13 protein-coding genes are annotated in these 11,814 nt (G+C 66.9%); 12 read left to right on the top strand and 1 reads right to left on the bottom strand.

Annotated elements, in window-relative coordinates; genetic code table 11:
- Positions 1 to 46 precede the first annotated feature (46 nt).
- From ABZX86_RS08035 to ABZX86_RS07995, 9 genes are all read left to right on the top strand, one after another.
- Entirely contained in the window at positions 47 to 688 is a 642-nt protein-coding gene (locus tag ABZX86_RS08035; protein WP_355121190.1) for a hypothetical protein, read from the top strand.
- Positions 689 to 700: 12 nt separating this feature from the next.
- Positions 701 to 1,297: a hypothetical protein gene (locus ABZX86_RS08030; protein WP_355121188.1), complete on the top strand. Its 597-nt coding sequence runs from the start codon at positions 701 to 703 to the stop codon at positions 1,295 to 1,297.
- Between the two features lie 19 nt (positions 1,298 to 1,316).
- Positions 1,317 to 2,183, top strand: a complete 867-nt coding sequence (locus tag ABZX86_RS08025) for a hypothetical protein (protein ID WP_355121186.1) — start codon at positions 1,317 to 1,319, stop codon at positions 2,181 to 2,183.
- Positions 2,184 to 2,301: 118 nt separating this feature from the next.
- Entirely contained in the window at positions 2,302 to 3,393 is a 1,092-nt protein-coding gene (locus tag ABZX86_RS08020; protein WP_355121184.1) for an alpha/beta hydrolase, read from the top strand.
- A gap of 97 nt (positions 3,394 to 3,490) precedes the next feature.
- Positions 3,491 to 4,450 carry an acyl-ACP desaturase gene (locus ABZX86_RS08015; RefSeq protein WP_355121182.1) on the top strand — a complete coding sequence of 320 codons (960 nt, stop codon included), beginning with the start codon at positions 3,491 to 3,493 and terminating at the stop codon, positions 4,448 to 4,450.
- A 255-nt stretch (positions 4,451 to 4,705) separates the two neighbouring features.
- A complete protein-coding gene (locus tag ABZX86_RS08010; RefSeq protein ID WP_355121180.1) occupies positions 4,706 to 5,014 on the top strand; it encodes a hypothetical protein in 309 nt (102 codons plus the stop codon).
- Positions 5,015 to 5,059: 45 nt separating this feature from the next.
- Positions 5,060 to 6,745: an alpha/beta hydrolase gene (locus ABZX86_RS08005; RefSeq protein WP_355121178.1), complete on the top strand. Its 1,686-nt coding sequence runs from the start codon at positions 5,060 to 5,062 to the stop codon at positions 6,743 to 6,745.
- A gap of 161 nt (positions 6,746 to 6,906) precedes the next feature.
- Positions 6,907 to 7,647 carry a hypothetical protein gene (locus ABZX86_RS08000; RefSeq protein ID WP_355121176.1) on the top strand — a complete coding sequence of 247 codons (741 nt, stop codon included), beginning with the start codon at positions 6,907 to 6,909 and terminating at the stop codon, positions 7,645 to 7,647.
- 79 nt (positions 7,648 to 7,726) lie between these two features.
- Entirely contained in the window at positions 7,727 to 8,188 is a 462-nt protein-coding gene (locus ABZX86_RS07995) for a DUF2231 domain-containing protein (protein WP_355121174.1), read from the top strand.
- Positions 8,189 to 8,267: 79 nt separating this feature from the next.
- On the opposite strand, the gene lexA is transcribed toward ABZX86_RS07995, so the two are convergent.
- Positions 8,268 to 8,969, bottom strand: a complete 702-nt coding sequence (lexA, locus tag ABZX86_RS07990) for a transcriptional repressor LexA (protein WP_355121327.1) — start codon at positions 8,967 to 8,969, stop codon at positions 8,268 to 8,270.
- Positions 8,970 to 9,270: 301 nt separating this feature from the next.
- On the opposite strand from lexA, the gene ABZX86_RS07985 reads away from it, so the two are divergent.
- The 3 genes from ABZX86_RS07985 (at position 9,271) to nrdR (ending at position 11,796) form a co-directional block, all read left to right on the top strand.
- Entirely contained in the window at positions 9,271 to 9,675 is a 405-nt protein-coding gene (locus ABZX86_RS07985) for a hypothetical protein (RefSeq protein WP_355121172.1), read from the top strand.
- Between the two features lie 235 nt (positions 9,676 to 9,910).
- Complete coding sequence (locus tag ABZX86_RS07980) at positions 9,911 to 11,224, top strand: hypothetical protein (RefSeq protein WP_355121170.1); 1,314 nt, start codon at positions 9,911 to 9,913, stop codon at positions 11,222 to 11,224.
- A 95-nt stretch (positions 11,225 to 11,319) separates the two neighbouring features.
- Positions 11,320 to 11,796, top strand: a complete 477-nt coding sequence (gene nrdR, locus ABZX86_RS07975; protein WP_327145099.1) for a transcriptional regulator NrdR — start codon at positions 11,320 to 11,322, stop codon at positions 11,794 to 11,796.
- Positions 11,797 to 11,814 lie beyond the last annotated feature (18 nt).

The following is an 11,814-nucleotide window of genomic DNA, read 5'->3' as shown; positions in this document are numbered from 1 at the left end:
CGGCACGCGGGACAGGTAACAGCGGCACAGCGAGGAAAGGGCACGGATGGAGACTCGCTGGAAAGTATGGAGTGACAGGGGAATTCCGATTCCCCTGCTCGGGCTGGCGGCGGCGCTGCTGGTCATCGCGACGATGGTGGGGGTGATGTCGTACCGGAACTGGGAGCTGTCGGACCGGAACGATTCGCTCAGCGCCACACTCGCGCAGTATCGGCGCAAGGAGGCCGACTGCACCGCCGCCATCAAGGCCGGCACCGATTTCCTGTTGGCGGCCAATAACTTCGACTATCGCACGCCGGAGGAGTGGACGACGAAAATGGCGGCGCTCACCACCGGGCCCGTGCACGACTACTTCGCCACCGCCAAAGTGGCGCAGGACAATACCGAGCTGATCAAGGCCGGGAAGCTCCGCAAATCCGCGACCATCGCCGACGCGGCCTGTACGCAGCAGGCAGATCAGGGTGTGAAGGTGGTCGCGCAGATCGACGAAAGCACACAGAACTTCCAGACGCCCGACCCGGTCAAGACGACTTCGGCAGTGTGGGTGGAGGTTTCGCGCGACAGCGGTAGTTGGAAAGCTGTCGACTCCGGGCGCGGTGATCAGGCCCTGCGCAGCGATCTCGCCGCGACGCAAGCGCCGGTGACGCCCGGGCCCGCCGTCCCGGTCCAGCCCGAACAGCCGCGATAGGAGACGGTACGCATGCAGAAGAAAGTGGAGCTGACCAAGCGGCGACTGCTCGTGGCTGTTGCGGCGGCCGCGGTGCTGATCGGCGGAAGCGGTACGGCGTGCGGGTATTTCGCGTTCACTCGCGCGCACGCCGCCGATGCGGTGCGCGCCGACCGAGCGCGGACAGCCGATCGTGATGCCGCCTCGAAGGCCGGGGCGGACTTCCTCACCACCATGTTCACGGTGAACGACGGCAGCCTGGATCGCTGGGACAGCGCCGTGCTGGCGAGCACCACCGACTCCATGCACGACCAGCTCGGGCAGTGGCGCGCAGTACTCGACAAGCTGGTCAAGGCGCATCTGGAAATGAACAGCACGGTCAAGGATGTCGGAGTCGTCTCCCAGAACGGCGATGCGGTCACCCTGCTGGCCGTCATCGAATCGACCGGGCGCACCGACCCGGATGCCAAGGAACCCGGCACCAGCGACAGCTCCGCACTGGTCGATATGCGAAAGCTGGACGGGCACTGGAAGGTCTCGGGCTACGGCCCCGCCGGCGGCCTACCACCTGCCCCCACTGCACCCGCCCCCACTGCCGATGCCCCCGCACCCGCCGAGCCCCCGCGCTGACCGCGAAAGGCGGAATCCTATGACGACAGAAGAGAATCCAGAGCCGACAGTGGTGGCCGCCGAGGAGCGGGTCCAGGACATCGAGGCGTCGGAGGCCGCTGCCGCGGAATCGGCCGAGAATACCCGCGAATCAGCCTCGAGCGGGGAGGCGCCGGGCCTGGGCACCGTGGCGGAATCGGCTGTGGGAAAGAGGGACTCGTCGCGGGATAGGAAGGGATCGGCTGCGGGCCCGGAGGGGGTGGTGCGGGCGGCCTCGGGCCGAGTGCGAGGCATTCGGATTCGGTTGGGGGGCAGGGTTCGGCTACCGGTGGTCATGGCGGCGGTATCGGCGGTGGTGGTGGTTGCGGCCGGGTTAGGTTTCGGCGCATGGCATTTCGCCGATGCGCGCGGCGAACTTCGGCATACCGCGGCAGCCGATGCGGCGCAGTCGGCGGACCGGGATGCGGCGCTGAAGGTCGGCGGGGACTTTCTGGCCACCGCCTACACCGTTGATGCCGTGAACGATAAGGGCATGGCGAAGTGGAATGCCGCCATGACCGCCGCCACGACGGATACTCTGAAGGAGCAGGTGCGCCAGACGAAGGCGCTGCTCAGCCTGCTCGCGGAATCGAACGCCAGCATGTCCGGCGCGGTGTCCGACGCGGCGGTGATCAGTCAGAACGACACCCTGATCCGCGTGCTCGCCGTGGTCAAGCTGACCGGTAGGGCGCCCGGCCAGAACGATCCGACCACCGGTTCGGTGACCGAGTACATCGACCTCATGAAGGTCGGCGGGCAGTGGAAGGTGTTCGGGTACAAGGATATCGGCGCCAAGTCCGGTCCCGGGCAGCCGGATGCGGGCCTGCCCGGCCTGCCCGCGATCCAACCGGCCGCCCCGGCCAAGTAGCCGGGGCGAGACGGAGAGTCCGGTTGGGGGCTCTCCGTCTTGGCCTACTGTCTGGGACAGTGTAATCTCGGAACAAGCCACCACAGCTGCAGGCCCGTGGTTCATCGAGGAGTCGCTGATGCCCGCTCAATCCCGGAACGCCGCATTCGACCGTGCGCCGGAATCCGTCACCATCGAACTGCGCCGCCGGGCCAGCCTGCCGCTGCGCATCGCACATCCGCTGTCCTACAACACACTTCGGCGAGGTATGAACACCCTGGTGTGGTTCGGCGGCACGCGGCCGCTCCGCGGGCGCACCGGAATCTTCGCGCCCATCGAACTCGCCGATCCGCTCGCGCGGGTGCTCGTCCCGCCGCGCGGCACCCGGCGCCGGTCGGTTCGATTCGAGAACTTCCGAGCCGAATGGGTGTGGCACACCAATACCGTCGACCCGGAGCGGTTGCGCGATGGCGCCATCCTCTACTTCCACGGCGGCGGATTTGTCGCCTGCGGGCTCAATACCCATCGGCGCATTGTGGCGCGCATTGCCCGCGAAAGCGGTATGCCGCTGCTGAATGTCGACTATCGGCAGCTGCCGTGGGCGCATATCACCGACACCATCGAGGATTGCGTCGCCGCGTACCGGCATCTGCTCGCCGAGGGATTCGAGCCCGAGCACATTGTCTTCGCGGGGGACTCCGCCGGCGGTGGGCTGGCATTCACCACCGCATTGGAGGCGCGGAATCGCGGACTGCCCATACCGGGCGGTATTGCGGCCATTGCGCCGTGGGCGGATCTGGACTGCACCGATAAGATCGCCCACCCGAACAATGGGGTCGATCCCATGCTTTCCGGTGAAGCGCTGGCGATTCCGGCCATGTGGGGTTTCGCCGTGGACGGCGTACTGGATCCGCTCTGGTCGCCGGTCAACCGGGACTTCAGCGGTATGCCGCCCGTGCTCATCCAGATCGGGTCCACCGAGGTACTGCGCGCCGATGCCGACAAGCTGGCGGAGCGCTGCGCGTCCGCCGGGGTCGAATGCCGGGTACAGGTCTGGGACAAGGGAATCCACGTCTTCCACGCCGCCGCCGATATCCTCCCCGATGCCCGCGAGGCCATTCGGGAGATCGGCCGATTCAATCAGCGGATCGGGCACGGTGAGGTGGCCGCCTGGCTCGCACCGCGGCCGCGGCTGCGGGATCGGGTCCGGCGTCGGCGCGTTGCTGCATAACGGTCGTCTTGTTCCAGGGCCGGGCGGCCGAGGCACGATCCGGGTAGGCTCGCGGACAACGGATTCGGCCGTCAAGTGCAGACAGAGGACCACGCCTGTGGCGAAATCCATGACCCCGGTGCAATTACTCTCCGAGCTCGAGCCGGTTGCGGAAGCAAACCTGAACCGGCACCTCTCCCTCGCCAAAACCTGGCACCCGCACGACTATGTGCCCTGGGGTGAGGGCCGCAATTTCGCGGCCATGGGCGGAACCGATTGGAGCCCAGAGCAATCCAGGCTCAGCCCCCTCGCGCGCGCCGCCATGGTCACCAATCTGCTCACCGAGGACAATCTGCCCTCCTATCACCGCCTGATCTCGGAGTCCTTCTCCCGCGACCGCGCCTGGGGCACCTGGGTGGATCGCTGGACCGCCGAGGAGAACAGGCACGGCATTGCCATCCGCGACTATCTGGTGGTCACCCGCGGCGTCGATCCGGTCGCGCTGGAGCACGCTCGGATGATCTGCGTTTCGCAGGGTGTCGACGATCCCACCGGCACCGGCGATCACGCCGTTCTGCACGGCGTCGCCTACGTGACCTTCCAGGAACTGGCCACCCGCGTCTCGCACCGCAATACGGGCCGCGTCTGCGAAGACCCGATCGCCGACCGCATGCTGGCGCGCATTGCCGCCGACGAAAACCTGCACATGGTCTTCTACCGCAATATCTGCGGTGCGGCCCTGGACCTGGTCCCCGATGACGCCATCGAAGCCATCGCCGAGGTGATCCGCAATTTCCGTATGCCCGGCGCAGGCATGCCCGACTTCCGCCGCAATAGCGTGCTCCTCGCCAAACACGGCATCTACGACCTGCGCCAGCACCTCGACGAGGTGATCATGCCGGTGCTGCGCCAATGGAACCTGTTCGACCGCACCGACTTCACCGCCCGCGGCGAACAGATCCGCGAGGACCTGGGCGCGCATCTGGATCAACTCGCCAAGGACGTCATCCGCTTCGAGGAGCAACGCGACCGCTCGCTGGCCCGCGAAGCCGCCCGGCGCGACCGCGAATCCGCCTGACCCACCGCTACAACGAGCACGCGTGGGCTCCGGTGGTGGCAACACGCCGAGAGAGCCCACCGCCGAAGCCCACTCGACGACGGATCCCGACGATCCAACGTGTCGGCGCTCATGCTCCGTGCGTACTACGGCGCCGGTTGGCAGCTAGTCGGCTGATCCGGCTGTGGATAGCGGGTTGGCTATCCACAGATTCGGTTTGGGCCGATCCGGCGGGGCGCGATCGGATTAGGGTTGAGCTCGACAGAAGGGGAGTTCATGGGGGATATGTTGCGTGCCGATGTGGAGGCGCTGCGGGCTATGGCGGCGGCGGTGCGAGTGGAGGCCGAGACGATTGCGGGGATCGATCCGGTGGATGTGATCGCGAAAGTCGGCCGGGCCATGCCGAACTCGGCCATTGGCGCGGCGGCGGCAGGGGTGAGGGAGCCGTTGCGGTCCGCGCTCGGGGGGATGGCCGCTCGACTGGTCGAGCTGGCCGAGGTGTCCGAGCATGGGGCGCGCAGTTATGCCGAGACCGATGCGGCGTTCACGGGTCAGCTCGACAGTTATCTGCAGGGGAGGGCGTAGGTCTTCGGAGGGGGGTTGCAGGCGGGGAGGAGCCGGGAGGGAGCGTTGTCGAGAGCGACCATGTCACAGGTGCGCGGGTGGGATCCGGCGGCGGCCGGAATCGCGAGTGATGCTGTGGTGGAAGGGAATCTGCGTTTCGGGGGCGCCATGCGAGCGGCCGGCCGTCATGTGGATGCGGCTGTCTCGGGGTGGCAGGGTGCGGCGGCTACCGCGGCGGCCTTGCACGCACTGAGCTCCCAGTTGACCGCGAACCATATCGGGGCGGCTGTGCTCGATATCGCTGATGCGCTCGCCGACGCTGCCGCGCTGGCGGGAGTGTGCGCGACGGTTCGCGATATCGATGACGAGGCCGCGGCCAATGGATGCGTGATCGCCGATGACGGGACGGTCGCGGCGCCGCATGCCGATACCGGCAATGCCGTATTGGATCTCGTATTGCAGGCCTGCTTCGACGGGAAGGCACTGGCTCTACAGGCACGGCTGCTGCCGCTGCTGGACTGTGCCGGCGAGACCGATCAGTCGATCGGGCAGCGACTCACCGCTGCCGTCGAGGCGCTGGTGGCTTTGCGCAGTGCGCCGCAGGGCGGGTCGATGAGTACGCGGGTGGCCGCCGTTCTGGACGGTGATGCCTTCCTGCCCGAGGACCCGAAAGCCCTGCGCGCGCTGTGGGAGTCGCTCGCACCGGCGGATCAGGACGCACTGTTCGCCTTCGACCCCGCGATCGGCAATCGGGACGGTATTCCGGCGGTCGCCAGGGACTGCTACAACCGGATGGATCTCGAACGCCTCCGTGCGGCCGCGGAATCGGACCTGCGCGGCCTGGACGCACAGCATCCGGACTGGGCGCGCCGGGAGAACCTCCCGGACACCGCACATGACTGGATCGCGCTGCACCGCTGGGACGCTGAACGTCAGCAGATCCACACGCAGTTGGCCGCATACCAGGCCGCCACCGATGCGGCGGGTGGCGCCGGGCGCTATCTGCTCGGTGTCGACAATGCCGGGCACGGGGCGATCGCCCTCAATAATCCGGACGCCGCGAGCAATATCGCCACGTTCGTCCCCGGCACCGGCGCGTCGCTCGACGGTATCGGCACCGGAACAGGTCGTGCTCGCGCTCTGCTGGCCGCCGCCGCCAAGGCCGACCGCTCGGCGCGTACATCCGTCATCGCCTGGTACGGCTACGAATCGCCGCCCGGACTGGGAAACGCGCTCTCGGGCCGGTACGCCGACGAGGGCGCTGTGGCCCTGGGCCGCTTCGAATCGGGCCTACGTGCCACCCATGCGGGCGTGCCCGCCGACCTCACCGTGGTCGGGCACAGCTACGGCACCACGCTCATGGGAATTGCTGCCGGTCATGGCAATTCACTGGCGGCCGACAATCTGATCTTCGTGGGCAGTCCGGGCGTGGAGGTCCACGATGTCTCCGAGTTGCGACTGGACGACATTCCCGTGGAACACAATCACGAGCATGTCTACGCCACCGCGGATCCGGCCGATCCGGTGTCGTTCTATGCGCGCTGGATCCACGGCACCGATCCGGTCGATCCGGATTTCGGCGCGACCGTCTTCCCCTCCGCGGGCGCGAAGCTGAATCTACTGCTGCTGCATGCGCTGCCCTACGGATCGCTGCTGCCCTTCGATCCGTGGGCGCACGGCAATTACTGGGGAAACGGAAACCCCGGTCTGGAGACCCAGGGCGAGATCATCACCGGACGCTATCGGCCCTGATATTCGGCGACTCGATGGACGGCCGCCAGAGGTGCGCATATGTGTTGCGGATGCATAGCGGAAGTGCGGGTCAGGGCCTATCTGGCCAGGTGACCAACTGGATTTGAAACGGTTGGGTTCATGCTAGGGTTCCCGGAAGTATGGCGGGAAAGCGGGGATAAATGCGCACCGAGGACATCAACAGGAAGTTCAAACTGCATGACGAGCGCCGGGCCGCGGCGCAGCTTCCGGACCAATTGCAGGGGCTCGATGTTGTCGGATTTGTCAGAACCGATGAGTTCCCTGTGAAGTTGCTGAGTGCATTCGGAGAGTTCGCGAGCGCTGCCGTGCCGCCGCATACGCGCATCTATCGCAATGCGCAGCCCAATCGCATCGACGCCTGGTTGCTGGAGCTGCTGCGCCAGGCTCGAATCGGTGATCGCTTCTTCCTGCGGACCGGTCTGGAATACTTCCCGTGGGCCGATTGCCGCGTGCTCGACCACCGCTGGCTGGAGTCCCTGCGCCGCGTGATCGGCCCCAATCAAGGCTTCATCGCCGCGGACAAGGACTCGGTGGCCATGACCATTGGCGCCCAGTACGAAATGCTCGGCTTCGCGAGCCCGACGCCGCCCGCGACCCTGGCCGATTCGGTGCTGGCCGAAGATCCGGCGCCGGGGCTCCCGGGGTCCATCAACTCGACCCTTCCCGAGACACCCGTCCCGATGACCGGTCAGGCGCAACTCGGCGATATCGCTCGGCCGAATGATCCTGTGCCGCACAGTGAGCCTGCCGTGGTCCACGACCACGACCAGGAGAGCGATGCGGCGACGACTGTCATCAGGCGTTCGGCCCCCGAACAGTCGAACGATATCGACGCCACCGTACTCATGACCCGGGTGCAGGCGCCGAACTCGCCCGAATAGCGGCGCGCTACATCCGAACCCGCGGCGGTCCTCTTACGTTGTCCTGGTTAACAACGGACCGCCGAATCAGGGGAGTCGAATGTCGACAATCAGTGGATTGCCCGCGCATGTGCTGCTGGTGCACGCCATTGTCGTTCTTGTGCCATTGACGGCGGTGCTACTTGTCGTTTGTGCGATCTGGCCCGCGGCGCGGCGTCGATGGATCTGGCCGGCGGCCGGGTTGGCAGTGCTGGTCGTCGCGTTGACGCCGCTGACAACAGATGCGGGGGAGTGGCTGCAGCAGCGACTGGGATCGACGCCGGCTATCGAACGCCATGTGAACCTCGGCGAGGAAATGCTGTATTTTGTTGCGCCGCTGCTCATTCCGGCCGCACTGCTGGCCTGGATGCAGGTGCTGGAGGGCCGGGGGAACTCACTCGGCCGAGCGGTGAAGGTGCTCGTCGCGGTGATCGCGCTGGCGGCGGGAGCCGCAGCGGTGCTGCAGACCTATCGCGTCGGAGATTCCGGGGCACATGCGGTCTGGGGCGGAACCGTCTCGTAGCGCACGGCGGCTCGGGGTGAGTGTCGTGACCCGGCGCCCGGTCTGCGGGCGGGCGCCGGGCCACGGCAGTCCGGCACGGTCAGATCTTGCGAATGACCGTGACGACCTTGCCGAGAATCTGGGCGTCATTGCCCGGAATCGGCTCGAACAGGGGGTTGTGCGGCATCAGCAACACCGTGGAACCGGTGCGCTTGAACGTCTTGACGGTGGCCTCGCCGTCGATCATGGCGGCCACGATATCGCCGTTCTCGGCGACATTCTGCTGACGGACGACCACCCAGTCACCGTCGCAGATGGCGGCGTCGATCATGGACTGGCCCACGACCTTCAGCAGGAACAGCGAACCGTCGCCGACCAGTTCGCGCGGCAGCGGGAAGATGTCCTCCACGGCCTGCTCGGCCAGGATCGGACCACCGGCGGCGATACGGCCCAGTACCGGGACGAAGATGGGCACCGGACGATCGGCCGAGCTCTCTACCTCCGCCGGGACCGAACGCAGCTGCGGCGCACCGGCTGCGGCGCGCATGACGGTTTCGTCCAGCCCGCGGACATCCACCGCGCGCGGGCGATTCGGATCGCGGCGCAGGTAGCCCTTGCGTTCCAGCGCACGTAGCTGATGCGCCACCGAGGAGGTGGAGGTGAGGCCTACCGCATCACCGATCTCCCGGATGCTGGGCGGATACCCGCGGTCGCTGACCGAGCTCCGGATGACATCCAGCACTCGCCGCTGGCGGGCCGTGAGATCCGCCCCCTGGCTGGATGTCTCGGTGCCGTCCCCGATTTGGTCGGCCGGACCGTTGTCACCCTCCACAGCGCTGTGTTCGCTCACCGCCGCAGTCCTCCGTTCACTGCTGTGTCTCACCGGAATTCGTCCCCGGGCGCTGTTTGCCGAACGTCCGGGAAGCTCGTGACTGACTGTAGTCCGAGACTCCGGACTGATCAAACATCTGTTCGACGCATGTCGCGCAAATACGCGACATTGTCGGTCGGCCGTGGTAGAAATTCGAACATCAGTTCTTCGAACACATGAGCGAGTCAACTGTCCAGAGTTATCCGGCAAGCCCAGCATGGAGGATTCTTCGATGCGCACTGTGACCAGCGATTTCGACACTCGTGCAAGCGATTTCGGCTTCAGCAGCATCCCGTGGGAGCTGCGCGCCGACCGTGCCCCCGCCCCCGTCGCACACGGCGTCTGGCGGCCCGCGGCAGACCGGCAGCCGTGCCGGGCGCGGCTGCAGCCCGTACCGCGTGATCGCGCGCGTGCCGGGCGGGCGCACATCGTGGCGCGCCGCGCCGGGCGCGCGCGTGGCGCGCACCCGATCACTCGCGTGCAGCGCGCGCAGCTCGGTTTCGCGGCGCTCGCGGTAACCGCCCTGATGACAGCGCTGGCCGTCGCCGGTCTGATTGCGCTGGCGCAGTTGCGGTCCGGCGACTTCGGTTCGCAGACCACGTCGGTGGTCCAGGTCGCTCCAGCCCCGCCCCGCTAACCGATTGCCCTTCGGTGGCCACGGAGCGGTGGCGCGGGGAAGCGTCGCGGCCCGAAGCTTCCGAAGTGCCGTTCGCCTGGCGATAGCCGGGCATGGAGTAGGGATGGTCGGCCACGGGGATGGCCGAAAAAGTAGATTGAAAACTGAAACACGTTGCTACGGTGCCCGAGATGTGACAGAGGCTACATTCGCGCCGGCCCCGAACGGACCGGCGTGTATTGCACAAGGGGGCGCAATGGCGCAGGGCACCGGCGGCACGCGGCAGTGCGCGAGCAGGCCACTCCCACGAGGCGCGCGCAGACCGTACTCGCGCGGTACGGCCCGGCCGCACCGCGGCCAGAGCCTGATCCGACTCGCCGGGCTGCTGACCTGCCTGGTGCTGGGATTGGTCGCGGTACCGGCGGCACACGCCGAATCCACCTACGCCGCCTATCTGGATCTGCCGTCGGTCAATGGCGACGGTTCCGGTGGCGGCGGCCTGAATCCAGCCCTACCGCTGGACCCCGCACAATTGCGCACCGCCCTCGACGAAGCGCGGGCCGCGGGTGTGGCGCCGCGGCATTACGCCACACTGCTGCACCAGTATTGGCTGACCGTCGCCACCCGGAATGCCGATATCGATCTGGCCGCCTGGGATCCGGCGCGCGGTGTGGCGGCGAATTCGCGCACCTTCATCCAGGTGTACGTGAACTACCTGCGGCTCAATAATCAGCATCCGGATTTCTACTGGACCGGGCTCGCCGGGCTCGCGGGCGGATCATTCGCCTCGGGCTTCTTCGATATGGGTGATGTCGCGAATATCGTCAGCGTCCCGGGCATCCATCAGGTGGGCGGCGCGGTGGCCGATCTGCTGCGCGGCACGCCCGCCGATCTGCTGAATCTGCTGCCCGCCGATATCAAGGCGCTGGGCACCGAGGGTGAGCGGCTCACCGCCGACGATCTGACCTGGTACCAGACTCGGCTGATGATCATGCAGAAGCACATCTTCATCGATCAGGTGCCCATGCACGAGGCCTATGTGGCGGACGGCCTGGCCGGGGTCGAGGAGATGTTCCAGGCCGGCGTACTCGACGACAATGCCGTCACCGCCTGGCGCGCGCTCGACGGTGGTACCCCCGCCGGACTGGCCGATGCCGCCTATCGCATGACCGACCGGGAGCAGAACCAGATCATTGCCGACCAGTGGGATGCCACCTCCTCCGGTCGCGGCGTCATGGGACGGGTCATGACCTATGTGAGCACCGTCGCCGGTAAGGCCGCCGTCCCTGGCGTGCGAGCCCCGGGTGTGTTCGCGCCCACCACCCTCACCGCGGGCGCCATGTCACTGCGCACGCCGCTGCCGAATTTCAACTGGGCCGACCGCGACACGCGGTGGACCTACATAACGAATGATCTACTGCCTCGTTACCTGGAGCTTTCCGCGAATCAGGCCGTTGCGAGACCGGTGCTGGCGGAGCCCTTCTCGGATAAATTGGCCGAAGGAAGGCTGCTGCGGCGTCTGCCCGATCTGCTCGGAGATCTGACCGCTGAGTGGCAGCTGACCACCTGATCTGGGCCGCTCGCACGGGCGGACGCACGCCGATCGCAGCAGTCCGGGTATCCTCGAGATTGCTGAGGAGCCCAGGCCCCGACGAAGGATCACGGATGCATTGCCCGTACTGTCGCCACCCCGATTCCCGGGTGGTCGACTCGCGTGAAGCCGAGGAAGGCAGCGCCATCAGGAGGCGTCGTGCCTGTCCCGAGTGTGGGCGACGGTTCAGCACGGTGGAAACCGCGATTCTCTCGGTGGTCAAGCGCAGCGGAGTGAGCGAGTCGTTCAGCCGCGAGAAGGTTATTCGCGGTGTGCGCCGCGCCTGCCAGGGCCGCGAGGTCGATGACGACGCCCTCAACCTGCTCGCGCAGCAGGTGGAGGATGCGGTGCGCGCCAAGGGCGCTCCCGAGGTGCCCAGCCATGAGGTCGGTCTCGCCATCCTCGGCCCGCTGCGCGATCTCGATGAAGTCGCCTACCTGCGCTTCGCCTCGGTCTACCGATCCTTCAGCTCCGCCGAGGATTTCGAGCAGGAGATCGCCTCACTGCGCAAACATCGCGCCGAACACGCGGTGGGCGTCGCAGCCGAATAGCTGATTCACCCACGCGCG

The organism is Nocardia sp. NPDC006630, assembly GCF_040611495.1.
Classification (GTDB): domain Bacteria; phylum Actinomycetota; class Actinomycetes; order Mycobacteriales; family Mycobacteriaceae; genus Nocardia.
This window is presented reverse-complemented; position numbering and strand designations above follow the sequence as displayed.

Bases quoted from the DNA above. Each gene is read 5' to 3' on its own strand.
- ABZX86_RS08035 (WP_355121190.1), top strand. From the start codon at position 47: ATGGAGACTCGCTGGAAAGTATGGAGTGACAGGGGAATTCCGATTCCC.
- ABZX86_RS08030 (WP_355121188.1), top strand. From the start codon at position 701: ATGCAGAAGAAAGTGGAGCTGACCAAGCGGCGACTGCTCGTGGCTGTT.
- ABZX86_RS08025 (WP_355121186.1), top strand. From the start codon at position 1,317: ATGACGACAGAAGAGAATCCAGAGCCGACAGTGGTGGCCGCCGAGGAG.
- ABZX86_RS08020 (WP_355121184.1), top strand. From the start codon at position 2,302: ATGCCCGCTCAATCCCGGAACGCCGCATTCGACCGTGCGCCGGAATCC.
- ABZX86_RS08010 (WP_355121180.1), top strand. From the start codon at position 4,706: ATGGGGGATATGTTGCGTGCCGATGTGGAGGCGCTGCGGGCTATGGCG.
- ABZX86_RS08000 (WP_355121176.1), top strand. From the start codon at position 6,907: ATGCGCACCGAGGACATCAACAGGAAGTTCAAACTGCATGACGAGCGC.
- ABZX86_RS07995 (WP_355121174.1), top strand. From the start codon at position 7,727: ATGTCGACAATCAGTGGATTGCCCGCGCATGTGCTGCTGGTGCACGCC.
- ABZX86_RS07985 (WP_355121172.1), top strand. From the start codon at position 9,271: ATGCGCACTGTGACCAGCGATTTCGACACTCGTGCAAGCGATTTCGGC.
- ABZX86_RS07980 (WP_355121170.1), top strand. From the start codon at position 9,911: ATGGCGCAGGGCACCGGCGGCACGCGGCAGTGCGCGAGCAGGCCACTC.
- nrdR (WP_327145099.1), top strand. From the start codon at position 11,320: ATGCATTGCCCGTACTGTCGCCACCCCGATTCCCGGGTGGTCGACTCG.